General features: G+C 43.5%; 15 protein-coding genes. 10 read left to right on the forward strand and 5 right to left on the reverse strand.

From position 1 onward, the window contains the following. Positions 1–6: 6 nt before the first annotated feature. From J2W55_RS24940 to J2W55_RS24950, 3 genes are all read right to left on the reverse strand, one after another. Positions 7–1,230 carry an acyltransferase family protein gene (locus J2W55_RS24940; protein WP_310102957.1) on the reverse strand — a complete coding sequence of 408 codons (1,224 nt, stop codon included), beginning with the start codon at positions 1,228–1,230 and terminating at the stop codon, positions 7–9. Positions 1,231–1,382: 152 nt separating this feature from the next. Next, positions 1,383–2,336 carry a tRNA modification radical SAM protein MnmL/YtqA gene (gene mnmL / locus J2W55_RS24945; RefSeq protein WP_310102960.1) on the reverse strand — a complete coding sequence of 318 codons (954 nt, stop codon included), beginning with the start codon at positions 2,334–2,336 and terminating at the stop codon, positions 1,383–1,385. A 101-nt stretch (positions 2,337–2,437) separates the two neighbouring features. Next, a complete protein-coding gene (locus tag J2W55_RS24950; protein ID WP_310102963.1) occupies positions 2,438–2,779 on the reverse strand; it encodes a hypothetical protein in 342 nt (113 codons plus the stop codon). A gap of 352 nt (positions 2,780–3,131) precedes the next feature. On the opposite strand from J2W55_RS24950, the gene J2W55_RS24955 reads away from it, so the two are divergent. The 3 genes from J2W55_RS24955 (at position 3,132) to J2W55_RS24965 (ending at position 5,371) form a co-directional block, all read left to right on the forward strand. Further along, positions 3,132–3,545, forward strand: coding sequence for a DoxX family protein (locus J2W55_RS24955; RefSeq protein WP_310102966.1), 414 nt, complete (start codon positions 3,132–3,134; stop codon positions 3,543–3,545). Between the two features lie 262 nt (positions 3,546–3,807). Next, a complete protein-coding gene (locus J2W55_RS24960; RefSeq protein WP_310102968.1) occupies positions 3,808–4,083 on the forward strand; it encodes an ArsR/SmtB family transcription factor in 276 nt (91 codons plus the stop codon). 73 nt (positions 4,084–4,156) lie between these two features. Next, complete coding sequence (locus J2W55_RS24965) at positions 4,157–5,371, forward strand: MFS transporter (RefSeq protein ID WP_310102971.1); 1,215 nt, start codon at positions 4,157–4,159, stop codon at positions 5,369–5,371. Between the two features lie 58 nt (positions 5,372–5,429). Here the strand turns inward: J2W55_RS24965 and J2W55_RS24970 are convergent, their stop codons facing one another. Next, a complete protein-coding gene (locus tag J2W55_RS24970; protein ID WP_310102974.1) occupies positions 5,430–5,633 on the reverse strand; it encodes a hypothetical protein in 204 nt (67 codons plus the stop codon). A gap of 360 nt (positions 5,634–5,993) precedes the next feature. Between J2W55_RS24970 and J2W55_RS24975 the strand changes: the two genes are divergently transcribed. From J2W55_RS24975 to J2W55_RS24995, 5 genes are all read left to right on the forward strand, one after another. Further along, complete coding sequence (locus J2W55_RS24975) at positions 5,994–7,067, forward strand: NHL repeat-containing protein (RefSeq protein WP_310102976.1); 1,074 nt, start codon at positions 5,994–5,996, stop codon at positions 7,065–7,067. Between the two features lie 424 nt (positions 7,068–7,491). Beyond that, positions 7,492–11,343, forward strand: a complete 3,852-nt coding sequence (locus J2W55_RS24980) for a methylmalonyl-CoA mutase family protein (protein ID WP_310102979.1) — start codon at positions 7,492–7,494, stop codon at positions 11,341–11,343. A gap of 102 nt (positions 11,344–11,445) precedes the next feature. Next, a complete protein-coding gene (locus J2W55_RS24985) occupies positions 11,446–12,018 on the forward strand; it encodes a pentapeptide repeat-containing protein (protein WP_310102983.1) in 573 nt (190 codons plus the stop codon). 50 nt (positions 12,019–12,068) lie between these two features. Beyond that, positions 12,069–12,776: a M23 family metallopeptidase gene (locus J2W55_RS24990; RefSeq protein ID WP_310102986.1), complete on the forward strand. Its 708-nt coding sequence runs from the start codon at positions 12,069–12,071 to the stop codon at positions 12,774–12,776. Further along, entirely contained in the window at positions 12,773–13,537 is a 765-nt protein-coding gene (locus tag J2W55_RS24995) for a DUF4846 domain-containing protein (protein ID WP_310102989.1), read from the forward strand. The genes J2W55_RS24990 and J2W55_RS24995 overlap by 4 nt, the downstream gene beginning before the upstream one ends. A 109-nt stretch (positions 13,538–13,646) precedes the next feature. On the opposite strand, the gene J2W55_RS25000 is transcribed toward J2W55_RS24995, so the two are convergent. Beyond that, complete coding sequence (locus tag J2W55_RS25000; RefSeq protein ID WP_310102992.1) at positions 13,647–14,669, reverse strand: aldo/keto reductase; 1,023 nt, start codon at positions 14,667–14,669, stop codon at positions 13,647–13,649. A gap of 178 nt (positions 14,670–14,847) precedes the next feature. Between J2W55_RS25000 and J2W55_RS25005 the strand changes: the two genes are divergently transcribed. Both J2W55_RS25005 and J2W55_RS25010 read left to right on the forward strand, forming a co-directional pair. After that, positions 14,848–15,174 carry a hypothetical protein gene (locus J2W55_RS25005; RefSeq protein WP_310102995.1) on the forward strand — a complete coding sequence of 109 codons (327 nt, stop codon included), beginning with the start codon at positions 14,848–14,850 and terminating at the stop codon, positions 15,172–15,174. Between the two features lie 45 nt (positions 15,175–15,219). Continuing rightward, positions 15,220–16,830, forward strand: coding sequence for a mechanosensitive ion channel family protein (locus tag J2W55_RS25010; RefSeq protein ID WP_310103000.1), 1,611 nt, complete (start codon positions 15,220–15,222; stop codon positions 16,828–16,830). Positions 16,831–17,005: the final 175 nt, after the last annotated feature.

The following is a 17,005-nucleotide window of genomic DNA, read 5'->3' on the forward strand; positions in this document are numbered from 1 at the left end:
AATTTTTTAAACAATTGATTTTTTGCTGCTTGGCTTATATTTCACCAAAAAGCCCGATTTGCGGATATAATGATTAAGCGGCTCTTCAACCAGTTTAAACAATGTGACAGATATGATATTTAGTACGATAAAAGCATACAACAGGTTTAAGGTATCATACTCAAATGGCGAATGCCAGTCAACTCCCCATTTATCATACAGCTCAAAAACATGATCATTTAAGGAATTAAAGCCGTTGTGCAGCAGGTTATATATCCAGCCCAGGTGTACCAGGTAAAATATATAAGAGCTTTTACCCAGCAACTCAATAAAAGGCAACGCCAGGAATTTTTTAAATAAAGTGGTTTCGGTGAGTATGCCGTAAAAGAAAAGGGCTACCGCTATACATAAAAAATAGTTGTTAACAATGATACCTACGGGGCTTTCAACACCGGCTATCCAGCCTTTAGGCACAGGTTGCAGCGCCATGATAAATACACATACAAATATCAGCAGGAAGCCTGTATAGGTGTAGTTTACCTTATTGGTACGGGTAAAGCCTTTTTTAAGTACATACCGGGCGAGTTGAATCCCCACAAAAAACTCAAAGCAACGCCCAAAAAATGTAAACAGCATTACAAAAGTAAAATTGCCCAAAAAGCCATTCCAGCTTACGTGGCTAAATATAAAGTACAGCAAAATACCGGTTAAGGTAATTACAACAGGCTGTATATAAAATTTACCATAGCGCCTCACAATTAAAAATATAATGGGTGCCGAAAAGTAAAAACATTCTTCAACCGTTAATGACCAGCCCTGGGCTATGCCGGTATCCCAAAACTGGTAAAAGAAACCGCGTATAAACGTAATGTTCATCAGCATTAACGCTACGGGGTGTTCATAACCCTTGGTAATGGTTTCGTCTTTAGTAATAAAGTAATAAACAAAGGCCGCCACTGTAAGTAAAAAATACATGGGGTATATACGGGCCACCCGGTTCTTGAGGTACTGCATAAACCACTCACGGTTTAAACCAGGAAAATTATTGTAATACCTGAAAGCTATCAAAAAACCCGAAAGCACAAAGAAAATACTTACGCCAATGTGGAACTCGCCCAGGAAACGTTGCACAATGTGAGGAAAACTTTCATCAAAAATATAGGCAAAATGCGATATGAAAACCAGGTAAGCAGCCATTGCACGTACACCGGTTAACGCGGGAATATAATTCGATTGAGCTCGTTGTGACAAAGTAGCTGTAAATTTAACTATCAGACCAATATTTTTCAACCAAAGGTTTACAAAACTGATACCAAACGCATATTAACCTTTCTTCGTTGGGAAGACTATCGCGATAAGTTTAAAAAAACAGGTGTATTAAGGTCGATCGCTTTTGATAGGATTTAGGTAAGATTTGAGCCCTGCACTACGCCGCGGCTCAGGATCCTTTGGTCTATATAATATTGTATCTCTGACTTTTTAAGGCCCCAGTTAGGTGCAATCAGTAGTTCCCTGTCGCTCAGCCCGAAGAGGCGCTGTATCACAATATCAGGGCGAACGCGGGGTAACAGCTCACACAAGAAATCGGCGTACTCATCAATACTAAAAACCTTAAAGGGTTCGCGTTTGTATTTTACGCCCATTACTGATCCTTCAACAATGTGCAGGTGATGGAACTTCACAAATTTAATTTGCGGAAAACGGTTGATCTCATCGGCATAGCGCAGCATCATATCATGTGTTTCCCAGGGGAAACCAAATATGGTATGCACGCAAATATCAAGCTTGCTGTTTTGCACCAGGTTAAGGGCTTTCACCAGTTCTTCATGGCTGCAGCCCCGGTTAATCTGGTTCAGAGTATCGTTGTAGATAGATTCCATGCCCATTTCCAGGTCAACATCAAACCGGTCGGTATAGCTCTCCAACAGCGCCACCTTTTCCATATCAATACAATCAGGGCGTGTGCCTACGCTCAGGCCCACAATATCTTCGGTGCCATAGCTTAATGCCTCATCGTACATCATTTTAAGGTAATGTGCAGGGGCATAGGTATTGGTATTGGGCTGAAAATATATGATAAATTTATCGGCCCGGTTGCCTTTGCGCGCACGTTCCATACCTTCCATTACCTGCTGGCGCACAGTAGGCGCGTTGCGGCTTACTGATGGGGTGAACGAATCAACATTGCAATAGGTACAGCCGCCATAGCCTTTGGAGCCATCGCGGTTGGGACAGGTAAAGCCCCCGTCAACAATAACCTTGAATACCCGCTTACCTTTATACTTGTCGCGCAGCCAGGGGCCGTAATTATTATAGCCCTTTTCCCAGGTTGGTGTTACTGATTCCGTTAATTGCATTTGCCGCAAAGATAGTGATTTTTTTACGCGCTGCGGCGGCGCAGAGAGTTCATCAGGCTTATGCTTGACGCTTCACTGTAATTTATGCCAGCACTATGTGCCTATTTATTAGGTTCATCGGCATCCTTTGCCGATAAATCGATCTCGGTAGTGCTGGTGCTGGTCCCTCCAATACTGGTATTATCGCCTTTAACGTTAAGCTGCGCTGGGACGGATCTTTTTGAGGTAATTCCAGGGCTCAGCAAATTAAAACAATAGCCTACCAATGTACCAATAAAAAATATCAGCACCTGTCTTGCCGTTTCTACATTACTATCAGGGATAGGCACAAAGGTTATTAAAAAGCAGTAAATAATAACCGCGCCAATTACGTAGGCGCATAGTTTAAATAACTTGTCCCAATGGTTATTTTCTTCAAGGATTTCTTTTCGTGAATCAGGCATGGCTTAATAAATTAATAATTAAATTAATTACAATCAGAAGCTAATGCAATTTAATTTTAATTTAATCATAGTTGTAATATGCTACATAAATTGTATAACAATTACACACTTTTACACATATTTTGCACACATTTTATACATAATATGTAAAACCACCGGCACATCTAAAAAGACTTCTGCTACCGGTTTTACCTTCATTACTGATGATAAATTGGGCTTTGTCTCCGAACAACACATAATTGCAAACACCCTCCCGCGACCTAATTTGTCGCAATTTACCCCTGTAAATGTCATTTGCAGGCATCACCGGTCAGCCTGATTGCTGCATACCTTTACTAAAAAAACATAACTCATGGAAACAATACAATCTTCAGCAACAGAAAACACTACAGGCAGATCATCAATTATCGCAGGCACCGTTATCAGTGTATTGTGCATATTATTCCTGCTGTTTGACGCCATTATGAAAATAATCCGCGAAAGCCGCTCCGTTAGCGGCACCGCCCAGTTAGGCTGGCCCGATAGCTCTGTACAGCCTTTAGGTTTCACTTTGCTTATCTCCACCGTGCTTTACATCATTCCGCGTACAAAAATATTGGGGGCAATTTTACTTACTGCCTATCTTGGCGGCGCTACAGCCACTATGGTACGCGTAGGGCAGCCACTTTATTTTTCGGTGGTTTTTGGTATTTTAGTTTGGCTTGGAGCATACCTTACCAATAAAGAGCTCCGCAACCTCATCCCTTTTGTTAAAACTGATAAATAAGCTTTGCTATCGTTTTGCCTACCCCCTCTTTACACGAAGCGTAGAGAGGGGTAACGAGCCCGGCGATGTCGGGGTGACTTCACATTCGCGTTGATATTGATCCTGCCTTTTCATCGCTTTTAACTATTTAGAGAATGGTTAACAGTCAGCACAATGTCTAAAAATAATTTATTCATAGAAACATGTCTATGTTTCTATGAATAAATCTATACTTTTGTCCAGTACAAAGATCATCAGCTAAAAGAGATGATCACCGGAAACAATGGACATCAAAAAAATAGAGAGAATATCCAGGGCCTTAAGCGATACCAACCGGATAGCTATTTTACAGCAGTTTAAAAAAAAGAAGGACTGCCTTTATTGCGCCGAGGTGAATGATCTGCTCGATCTTACCCAGCCTTCGGTTTCGCATCACCTGAAACAACTGGTTGATGCCGATTTGCTGCTGCCCCAAAAAGAGGGCCGTAACCTGAAATACATACTGAACCAGCAAGTTCTTGACGACTATATTGCCAGCCTGAACGAACTGAAAGATTAGCATCCGCTAAAAAAGCAAAGGTTTGCTTTGTTTTTATTTATAGAAATATTCAAATATTTAAATACTAAAATCTATGAAAAAATCTATCTATATAATGGCCCTGGGGGCCTTCGGCATCATCACCACCGAGTTTGGGGTTATTGGTATACTGCCCGCGCTGGTAAAGGAATTTAACGTTTCTGTTGATACCGCGGGCTGGCTGCTCAGCGGGTTTGCCTTAACAGTAGCGCTGGCCGGGCCTTTTACCAATATGCTTACCGCCAGGATGAACCGCAAAACCGTTATGTGCCTGGTGCTGGGCATATTTGTGATCTCCAACCTGTTATCGGCTGTGGCGCCTAACTTTACGGTGCTGATGATAGCGCGTATACTGCCCGCGTTTTTGCACCCTGTGTTCTGGGCTGTATCCATGACGGCTGCATCAAAACAAGCCGGACCAAAAGATGCGCCAAAAGCCATTGCCATTGTTATGGCCGGCCTTAGCGTAGCTACCGTACTGGGTGTGCCCCTAACCACTTATATGGCCGATCTGTTTAGCTGGAGGGCGTCGTTTGTCTTGTCGGCCGTTATAAACCTGCTGGCCTTTGGCGCGCTGGCCCTGCTGGCACCATCTATGCCGGTAAACGAAGCCGACGCCAGCCCAAAAAGCCAGGTAAAAATATTAGGTAACCTGCACCTGTGGGTAAAACTGTTAACATCAACTATTATGCTGGCAGGTATGTTTGCCACCTACGGTTACCTGGCCGAATACCTTGAAAAAGTTTCGCACATGAGCGGCGTACAGATCAGTATTATGCTGCTGGTTTTTGGCGGTACAGGTATTATAGGCAACTGGGCAACCGGCATAGCACTAAGCAAAAACATACCCGTAACCAGCCGCCTGTTTTTACTGGCACTGGTGGTTATGCATGTACTGGCATACAAATTTGGCGGACTGTTTATCCCAATGGTAGGTATACTTTCGGTTTGGGGCTTTGTGCACACCGGCGGTTTTTTGGTAGCCAACCTGCATGTTATTAACGGCATACACGGTACAGCGCTTGATTTTGTGAACAGCCTGCTGCCATCTTTTTTTAACGCAGGCATTACCCTGGGCACCCTGCTGGGCGGTTTTGTTATTGCGCACTACGGCATTCACCAGGTAATATGGATGACCGTTCCCCTGCTTTTAGTGGCGCTTGCCCTTAGCTTTGTTAAACAGGCGCAAACACAAAAAGTGGCCGAAAAAACAACTGCTGAAGTACCTGAGCACGAACCGGAACCCGATCAGGTAGCTGTTTCCGAATAAGATTTTAAGTAGAATATTACATAGTAGAAAGCTGCACGTTTAAAGCGCGCGGCTTTTTTTACATCTGTACCGATGTTTCAACAGGCAAAAAGTCCTGTTCATCATAGCCGATGCAAAACTCTATAAATGCTGCATTTTCAGTGGTTGACGCGGTAAAATAAGCGTCGATACCCAGCAATTCAGCATAGCATTTTGCCGCAGTCATGTCATCAGCATAAAAGCTGTTGGTGACAAGGCCGGTAAATGTATGTTCTGCAGTCATTTTATTTGTTTTTATTTGATTGAATACTCAAAGTTAAAACAGGCTGATGACAGCCCTATGTCAGGAGGTTTTCACTTTATTTTCGAGAGGGATTGATATTGTTTTTATTACGGAATATTAGCGAGGATGGTGGCCATTGGTCACCTCTTCCATGCATCATTGGAGTTGGGGCCAATTAACTCCGCTCAACCCTCTCGGTCTGCATAGCTCGCGTTCTATATAACAATGCCCATTTATGTTAAATATTGCGCATATTATTGTGTTAATATTGTGTATAAACACATATTCATTTAGTTGTAAGTTTATATTGTTATAAGCAATACAATCCAATTATTAAGCTAATACTTTAACCTTACTGTCATGAAAGTTAATCAGTACAAACTATTGCTTTTTTGCGCAATGCTCTCATTTTATGCTTGCAAAAAAGAGGAGCAATCATCTGTAAATAAAATTTCGGAAACCAGCACGCTACACGCCTTGGCAGCCGACAGCGGTCAGCGGGCTTTAAGGGTAATTACCATTGCCGGTAAGGTGGGAGTACAGGGTTATGTTGATGGCGCAGGTGCGCAGGCCAGGTTTACGGGGCCTGGGGGGATTGAGCTCATGGACGACGGCACAATTTACATTGCCGATACCTATAATAAAAAAATCAGGAAAATAATGCCCGATAATACGGTATCTACGGTAAATATTCCTAAAAGTGACGACGGACAGTCACTCGTGGACCCAAGTATCATCAGGATCACAAAAGATGGGACCATGAACATATTATGTGTGGCATACCGTAATTTGAAACACCCCGTTTGGATAATTAAACCCGATGGTAAAGTGCTTACCCCTCCAAAACACAGCGATGCCGACAAAAAATATAGCTATGAATATCTTGACCTTGAAAAAGATCCGTATACCAACTTTTTATGGATAGGCGGCGTGAGGTATACTTATATAAATAATGTTGGTTATGCAACTGGCGAGTTAGAAAAATTTTTAATTGACGGCCAAGGTACAATTGGCACCGATATAATTTTCGCTCCTACCCAAATTACGGGGGGACAGCTGCCAGTTATTACCAGCTTTTTTTGCGGATACAATGCCGTAAAATATGTGGTCATGGCCTGGAGGGTCAATTATAAATATACTGCCGATGGCAAGTTTGCCCCGCTTAATTTTGACAAGCCATTTAGCGATGTCAGCAGCATAATTGCAACAAAAGACAGCCGTACCTTATATGTTGCTCAAAGCGGAATTATCAGCAGCATTTTTAACGGTAAGGTCACATACCTTGTTGGACCGCATAAAAACCTGCACGGGAAGGACGGCATTGGAGTTGATGCTGATGTCTATGCCTTTAAATTAGCCCTGTCAAAAGATGAAAGTACGCTATACTTTACCGATGGTTATGCCAGTGTGAGAAAATTAATACTGAGAAATTAGCTGTGATTTTATTAGTACGCTGGCCCGCTCGATTTGTTATTTGTATTTGGTTCGTTACGAACTGATTGCTTCTGACGGGCTTATTCGCTCTGTACAGCATAGAGATTATTAATGTTGTATTTGTTTTTCGGTATTAATGAGCTCCCTACGGTCGTTGTCTTCGTTCTTCGCAATGACGCGTGTTTTAAATAAAGTTGTATATGTTAATGAGCTCCCTCCGGTCGTTGCCTTCATACTTCGCAATTGACATGTGGGAGAATAAGTTTTTATAACGCCCTTCTATATTTTGCTACCTCCATTTGCCCCTCTTTGCATCGCACAGAGGAGACCAGGCGAAGCGATGTTTATCGCCTTTATTATGCATGCATAACATCCTCTTCAAAACAATTGTTAAATTTGTGCTGAACCAAATTTATAGCCCTTCATGGAAAGCATTGCCCCATATCAGTCCCGGTACAAGATCCGTTTTGTAACAGCCGCTTCGCTGTTTGACGGGCACGATGCTACCATCAACATTATGCGCCGCATACTGCAAAGCAGCGGTGCTGAAGTGATACACCTGGGCCACAACCGCTCCGTAGATGAGGTGGTGAACTGCGCCATTCAGGAGGATGTACAGGGTATTGCCCTCACCAGCTACCAGGGCGGCCATCTGGAATACTTTAAATACATGCATGACCTGCTGGCCAAGCGGGGCGCTGGCCACATCAAAATATTTGGCGGCGGTGGCGGCGTGTTCCTGCCAAAAGAAATTGAGGAATTGCACGCTTACGGTATCAGCCGCATCTACTCACCCGACGACGGCCGCACACTGGGCCTGCAGGGCATGATCAACGATATGCTACAGCAATGCGACTATCCCACGGTTACCCAGCTTAACGGCGAGCTTACTCATCTGCCACAAAAGGACCCTGGCGCTATTGCCCGGCTCATCAGCATGGCAGAGAATAACCTCATCGCGGCCCCTATCAAAGAAAAAGGCGCTGCGGTTGTTTTGGGCGTTACCGGTACCGGGGGCTCGGGCAAGTCGTCGCTGGTTGATGAGATCGTGCGCCGCTTTCTGCGGGCTACGGATAAAACGCTGGCCATTATCTCGGTAGACCCTTCTAAACGCAAAACCGGCGGCGCCCTGCTGGGCGACAGGATCCGTATGAACGCTATTAACAATCCGCGGGTGTACATGCGATCACTGGCTACGCGGCAGGCCAACCTCGCGCTCTCTAAACATGTGCAGGAAAGCATTGATATTTGCAAGGCCGCCGGCTATGACCTCATTATTGTGGAAACCTCGGGCATTGGCCAGTCCGACACCATGATCACCGATTACTGCGATGTTTCGCTCTATGTAATGACCCCCGAGTTTGGTGCAGCCACCCAGCTTGAAAAGATCGACATGCTTGACTTTGCCGACCTGGTAGCCCTTAACAAATATGACAAACGCGGCGCACTTGACGCTATTCGCGATGTGCGCAAACAATATAAACGCAACCACCAGCTTTTTAACGCAAAGGATGATGATCTGCCCGTGTATGGCACTATGGCCTCACAGTTTAATGATCCGGGTATGAATACGCTGTTTACAGCCATCATGAAAACCATTAAAACCAAAACTAACGTCGATTTACTGGAACGTAGTTCGGGGGGTGAGGATGGGGTTATAGGAACAGAACCGGGTGAGGAATCTGAAAAGATCTACATAATACCGCCCGACCGTAACCGTTACCTGGCCGAAATTACCGAAAGCAGTAAGGCCTATGATGAATGGGTGAACGAGCAATGTAAAATTGCCCAGCAGATGTTCCAGATAAAAGGAGCGATGGAACTCATAAGCCTCAACCCGGCCCCGGCCAAAGGAACAGGTGAAGAAAACTTGCAAGGCAAAGTTCTCTCTTTTGGAGAAGATTTAAGTGAGGCCCTCGAGGCTCAGCTTCACCCCGAATGCAGACGCCTGCTTAACGAATGGCCCGAAACGGTTAAAAAATACAAGGCCGAAAATTTTATTTATAAGGTTCGGGATAAGGAGATCAAACAGCCGTTATATTACACTTCGCTATCGCAATTGCAAATACCCAAAATTGCCTTGCCCCGGTACGAGGCCTGGGGTGATGTGCTGCGCTGGCTGCTTACAGAAAACGTACCGGGAGAGTTTCCGTACGCGGCAGGGGTATTTCCGTTAAAGCGTGAGGGCGAGGATCCTACCCGCATGTTTGCCGGCGAGGGTGGGCCCGAACGTACCAACAAACGGTTTCACTATGTATCGCTCGGTCAGCCGGCTCATAGGTTATCAACCGCGTTTGATTCGGTTACCCTGTATGGCGAAGACCCGCACATCCGGCCGGATATTTACGGTAAAATAGGCAACTCCGGTGTAAGCATCGCTACGCTTGACGATGCCAAAAAACTGTACTCGGGTTTTGATCTGTGTGCGGCATCAACCTCGGTATCAATGACCATTAATGGCCCGGCCCCTATGCTGCTTGCATTTTTCATGAATACCGCTATTGATCAGCAATGCGAAAAATACATCACCGAGCATAAACTGCAGCACCTGGTGGAAGCTAAGTTTAAAGAGTTGTATGATGATAAGGGGTTGGAGCGGCCACGGTATAAAAGCCTCACCCCGGCCCTCTCCAAAGGAGAGGGAGTTAAGAAACATGGTTATGAAACTGCTGATCTTTCTTTATGGGAAGAGCTGAAGGCTAACTCACAGTCAAATAGAAAAAATCCGACGGAAGCCGAAAATATTTTATGGCAGCAATTAAGAAACAATCAAATAGGGCATAAAATAAGAAGGCAACATGCCATAGATGGCTATATTGTTGATTTTGTTTGTTTGCCGAAAGGCCTTGTTATTGAAGTTGACGGTGGTTATCATGAAATAACCCAGGAGCAAGATAACATAAGAACTAAAGTTTTAAATGGTGAAGGCTTTGAAGTTATCCGTTTTTCAAATGACGAGGTAATAAGAAATACACAACAAGTAATTAAAACAATACAGCAAGCATTAATTAATCAACCAGAAAGGAAAATCCTCTCCAAAGGAGAGGATTTAGGTGAGGCTTCTTTACCCAACGGCAATAATGGTCTTGGCCTCATGCTCCTGGGCTTAACCGGCGACCAGGTACTACCTGCCGACGTTTATGAAAAGATAAAGGCTTATGCAATTTCCACCGTTCGGGGTACTGTGCAGGCAGATATTTTAAAAGAAGACCAGGCCCAAAACACCTGTATATTTTCAACCGAGTTTGCTTTGCGCATGATGGGTGATATACAGCAGTATTTTATCCGCGAAAAGGTACGTAATTTTTATTCGGTGTCCATATCCGGCTATCACATTGCCGAGGCGGGCGCCAACCCTATCACTCAACTGGCTTTTACGCTATCCAACGGTTTTACTTATGTGGAATATTACCTGAGCAGGGGTATGCACATTGATGATTTTGCGCCTAACCTGTCGTTCTTTTTTAGCAATGGTATTGATCCCGAGTATTCCGTGATCGGCCGGGTGGCCAGGCGTATCTGGGCCAAGGCTATCAAAAATAAGTATAAAGGGAACGACCGTTCGCAAAAACTCAAATATCATATTCAAACCAGCGGGCGTTCGCTGCATGCGCAGGAAATTGATTTTAACGATATACGAACCACCCTGCAAGCCCTTTATGCCATTTACGACAATTGCAATTCACTACATACCAATGCTTATGACGAGGCTATTACAACCCCAACCGAAGAATCGGTTCGCCGGGCCATGGCCATACAGCTTATCATTAACCGGGAACTTGGTTTAGCTAAAAACGAAAACCCCATACAGGGCGCTTTTATTATTGAAGAACTGACCGACCTGGTAGAGCAAGCCGTACTTACCGAATTTAAGGCGATAAATGATCGTGGAGGCGTGTTGGGAGCTATGGAAACCATGTATCAGCGCGGTAAGATCCAGGAAGAATCATTATACTACGAAACCCTGAAACATACCGGCGAATATCCCATCATTGGTGTTAATACTTTCCTCAATAAAAAAGGCTCGCCTACTATTATACCATCCGAAGTAATTCGCGCTACGGAAGACGAAAAGCAATACCAGATTGAAGCGCTTCACGCTTTTCAGCAACGTAATGAGGAGCGCGTCCCACAACTGCTAAAAACCCTGCAGCACAGCGCTATTGCCGGTGACAATATTTTTGAAAGCCTGATGGAAGCTTGCAAATATTGTTCTTTAGGACAAATCAGCCATGCACTGTATGAAGTTGGCGGACAGTACCGAAGGAACATGTAATTGTGCAACGCATTGGGAAATTAGTGTTAGTTGAAAGATAAGATCGGATAAATTAAATTGATCCTTCATCTAAACTTTGTGTAAGAAATATAAATTTGTCTGATGCAACCCAGCCACCAGGAAGACCAGACTTTTACCAAAATACCAGCCGATCAATTAACCGGCCGTAACCTCACCTATGAAAACTGCAGGTTCATCAGTTGCGACCTTTCTTATGCTAACCTTTACAGCATCATTTTTATTGATTGCTTGTTTGAGGAATGCAACCTGTCCTTAGCTGATGTAAGCAGCGCCGGTTTCCAGAATATCAGGTTTAAACATTGCAAATTAAGCGGGGTAAATTTTAGCAAGGCGCATGATTTTTTGTTCGAGGTTCATTTTGAGAACTGCATCCTGGACAATGCCGTTTTTTATAAAAAGAAGAATAAAAAAGCAACGTTTAGTGATTGCTCCATGATTGAAACAGACCTGGCCGAAAGTGACCTGACCGACGCTAAATTCATCAACTGCAACCTGAACCGGGCATTTTTTAGTCGTACCATATTAAAAGGCGCCGATCTGCGGAGTTCTTATAACTTCACCATTGACCCTGATGATAACCAGATCAAAAAAGCGCAGTTTTCGGTACACGGTTTACCTGGTTTGCTGAGCAAATATGATATCAGGATAGAGTAAATAATAATGTGGCTATTATTGAGTTATATTTATTCTTCACAATAAACCTTATGCGAAAATTAGTATTGCTTATTGGCTTAATGCTTTTTATGCTTAACATATCTGCACAGGATTATAAAACACTTTGCCATAAAATAAATGACCTCAATACCGCCGTTCTTAAGGGATCGATCAAACGGGCGGATGCTGCTAAACAATTTAAGACACTAATCAACCAGTTAAAGCAGAGCAGACATGTACTTAAAGTATCGGACGAATGGGTATTTCCCCTCCGTGGATATAACTATCATGCTATTGGAGGCGGCGGCAGTGGTTATTCTGACAAAGGGTATAATTACCTGGATGGGAACAAGCATACAGCACATCCTGCCCATGACATTTTTATCAACGATAAAAATCAAGATTGCATTGACGATTATACCCATAAAGCTGTTGATGTTTTAGCTGTTGATTATGGCATAGTGATAGCTTGTAGTAATACCTGGGAAACCAATAGTAATTTACGCGGAGGGAAATACATTTGGATATATGACGATCATGGAAACATTATTTACTATGCTCACAATCAGGTTATATTTGTTAATCCCGGCGATGAAGTAAAAGCAGGTCAAAAAATTGCTGAAGTGGGCCGTAGCGGATATAATGCTTTTAAAAAGCGATCGCCAACACATTTGCATTTCTCTGCGTTCAAATTGGTAGATGATCTGCCTGTGCCTTATAACCCTTATTCACAATTAAAAAAAGCCAAACCGTTATGAAAAGTTTTTTCCTGCTGATGGCAATGCTGTTCTGGATCAATGCTGTAAAAACAGATAATGTATTAACCCGGTTTAAAATTCCTGCGGGTTATAAGCATAGTTCATCGGCGTCAGACGGTTTTGGTTCATGGCTGCAGACTTTACCGCTTAGACCGGCAGGTACCCCGGCCAGAACCTACAAAGGCGACATTGCGCACACTGAAGTGTATACAGCCGCTATTGTTAATATGAGCGTTGGCAATCAGGACCTGCAGCAATGTGCCGATGCTGTAATGCGCCTGCGCGGTGAATACCTATACCAGCAAAAAAACTATAAAGCTATATCCTTCAATTTCACCAGCGGTTTCCGTTGCGATTTTATGCATTACGCTAGTGGCTACCGTTACAACAATGGCAACTGGATTTTAAAAGCAAAAAAGGATTACAGCTATGCCAGCTTTATGCGTTATATGAACCTGGTGTTCAGCTATGCGGGTACATTATCGCTGCAAAAAGAATTAAAAAGAGTAAATAACCCGGCAGGATTAAAAACCGGCGACGTGTTTATTAAAGGTGGAGCACCGGGGCATTGCTTTATTGTGATGAATGTTGTTGAAAACGCGCAGCATCATAAAAAATTCCTGCTGGCACAAAGCTTTATGCCCGCTCAAAACATACAGGTGCTTCAGTATAATGGCGACCCATGGTTCAGTTTGGATAAACATGCCGATATTTTGTATGGAGAGCTGATAAGTAAGGATTATCTGAAGCGGTTTGAGTAAATATATATTGGCTGTAGGAAGCCTCTCTAAGCCCCTCTTTAGGTGAGCTTTGAAAGGCTTCCTGCTTCATTCCGCAATGATGCGCGGAGAGGGCGACGTCTCCGTATCTCTATACCCTCTTCTCTACCCTATCATAAAACCCGCCGAAGGAATTGGTTCTCACACCTTCTTCGTTAAAAAAGTCTCCGGGGAAACCGAGCTCTATCGCGCTAACATCGTTTAGTCTTTTTAACTGATCCTGGCTTAGGGTCACGTCAACAGTTTTCAGGTTATCCAGTAACTGGTCTACTTTGGTAGCGCCCACTATCGGGATACAGGAAAACTCTTGCCGGCGCATCCAGTTCAGCGCGACATGGCCTTCTGATACACCCAGTTCGGCAGCGATGTCAACTACAGTTTGGGTGATATTTCTGCTGCGTTCATTCAGGCGTTTGCTTTCTGGTTTAATGCGTCCATGATCGCCACGCAGGTATTTACCAGTTAACGCGCCGCCGGCCAGGGGCGCCCATGGCGTTACAGTCATTCCAAAATGTTTGGCCATAGGTATCAATTCACGTTCAGCGGTGCGGGCCAGCAAGCTGTACTCAACCTGTAGGGCAATGAACTGGCTCCAGCCTATTAGTTCGGCCAGAGTATTACCTTTTGCCACTACCCAAGCCGGCGTATCACTGATGGCGGCATAATTTACCTTCCCTTGTTTAATCAAATCATCCATGGCACGCAGTACCTCATCAACCGGGGTAATGCTATCCCAAATGTGCAGATACAACACATCAATAAAATCAGTTTTTAAACGCTTAAGACTTTCCTCAACACTGCGCATCATGTTTTTACGGTTATTGCCCGATGCATTGGGGTTGGTTGTGTTATCCTTTAAGGTGTATTTGGTGGCTAATACAAAATAGTCGCGGTCATGATTGCCCATATACTCGCCGATTATTTTTTCGCTGGTGCCCAGTTTATAAACATTGGCAGTATCTAAAAAATTACCGCCGGCATTTGCATAAGCGTCCATGATGGCAAAACTGGTATCTTTATCAGCGCCCCATCCAGCCTCGGTACCAAAACCCATAGTGCCCAAACATAACTCTGAAACTTTAAGGCCAGAACGGCCCAATAATTTATAATTCATATAAGTAGTGTATTTGATGATCGATTTTTAACCTGTCGTTGCCGCCTTAGTGCCTCGCCCAACTCTCTTTAAGAAGAGGCTTTAAATCTTTTAAAGGGACTTCCCCGCAATGACACGGATATTTAACAAACAATATTAACTATTGCTTTGTAATATTAAACATTGCAAATGTATTACCATGAAAATTATTACCCTGCATAGTGCTATCTCCATAAATGAGTTATACAACCTGTTACAGCAAAAGCTCAACCAGCTCTTTCATGAACGCAGGCAAAGCGATATTAATTTTATCATTGAGCACAATGATGACACTATTGAAATAAGTCAGCCTGAAATTTATGAGGGATTTTTGTTCAGTATAACGGTAAGTGGCACTCAATTGCAAATAATCCGGTCAGAGCATTATGTAGACGATGTGAATTCCCTAACCGTTGAATCTATCCTTAACGATCTGTTTAAAGATCTATCAGGCAACGAGGGTACCGATTTGGTACAGGAAGGGTAAAAGAATTGAAATATAATTTTTAGCTTTAGCATAAATCTGCCTGTTATGCCTAAAAATTGTCGCCTGCTTATCCTGCTTGTATTTGCTGCCTTTACAGCACAGGCCCAAAAAACCATTGATGCCAAAGGCTACCCTGTAATTATTAACCGGGATACTCTTTTTAAATTTTATGCCGGACAAGGACTGTTTGACGCAGCGGAGCGGGCAGGCATGGTAACTAAACGCATTGAGGGCATAGTTAGCCGCATTGATTTTAACCCGGATTCCTTAACATTAAAAAACGACACGTCGGTTTCTATAATTTCTTATAACTCGCAGATCATACTCGCGGTAAATAACAAGGACGCAACGTTTTCTGAACTTAACCGGCCACAACTGGCTGCCAGTTACCTTGATATCCTGAAAAAACGGCTGGGTAATTATTTTACCAGTAACAACAGCAAACAGGTTATTATTAATATACTCGAAGCTATTGCCGTTATAGCGCTGCTTATTGCCTTAATATGGGCGCTGAACAGGGGCACAAGATGGGCAAAATTAAAAATATTAAAAAGCTGGGAACGCCGGATGGATAAACTGGCAGCACAAGGGGCACCGGTTATGTATGCCAAACGCCTGTTACCGCTCATTACCGGTTTGTTACGAGCAATAAGGGTTATACTCATTATTATACTGATCTACCTGGCGTTGCCGGTTTTGTTTTTCATTTTTCCGGCGTCAAAACCTATCGCGGTGCAGTTGTTGAGTTATGTGGTAAACCCATTTAAAAAAATACTACTGGCTTTACTGCATTATATACCCAACCTGCTTACCATTGTTGTTATTTATATAGTAACCCGGTATATAGTAAAGCTGATAAAATTTATTGCCAACGAGATTTCGCAGGGAGCCATCACCATTAACAGCTTTTACCCGGAATGGGCAATGCCTACTTATAATATCATCCGCGTGTTGTTGTACGCCTTTATGTTTGTGGTGATATTTCCCTATTTGCCTGGCTCAGACTCAAAAATATTTCAGGGAGTAACGGTTTTTCTGGGGATCTTGTTTTCGTTAGGGTCTTCATCGGCCATTGCAAATATGGTATCGGGTATTGTACTTACTTATATGCGGCCCTATAAAATTGGCGATCGTATAAAGGTTGGTGAAGCCATGGGCGATGTGGTGGAAAAAAACCTGCTGGTAACCCGTTTGCGCACCATTAAAAATGAAGATATTACCATACCCAATGCTACTATACTAAGCGGACATACCATTAATTATACCACCGTTGCAAAAACCATGGGCCTTATATTAAATACAACGGTTACCATTGGGTATGATGTTCCCTGGCAAACGGTACATGACCTGCTCATTAGCGCAGCCGAAGCTACTGATGGTGTATCAGCAGAACCTAAGCCTTTTGTACTGCAAACAGCGCTTAATGATTTTAATGTGAGCTACCAGGTAAATGCCTATACCGCCTTATCAAACCAAATGGCAGGGGTTTATTCCAGGCTTCACCAAAACATACAGGACAAGTTTAATGAGGCCGGGGTGGAGATCATGTCGCCGCATTATACATCGTTGAGGGATGGCAATCATATACAGATACCGGAAAATTATGTGCCGGAAGATTACAAAAAGCCTGGATTTAAGATTGAAGGGGAGCAATAGCGTTCATTAAAATCTTTTGCCATTTGCAATCGGCTGCTGCCCAGGCATCTCTGACTTCAGAAAGCACGGTTGCAACCATCTATCCATCACTGTAGTCTGAAGACTACAGGCATAATCGTCTGAAGTCAGAGACTTCAGACAGCGCGGGTTACAACCGTCTATCGCATCACTGTAG

This window comes from Mucilaginibacter pocheonensis (genome assembly GCF_031456535.1).
In the GTDB taxonomy this organism is placed as follows: domain Bacteria; phylum Bacteroidota; class Bacteroidia; order Sphingobacteriales; family Sphingobacteriaceae; genus Mucilaginibacter; species Mucilaginibacter pocheonensis.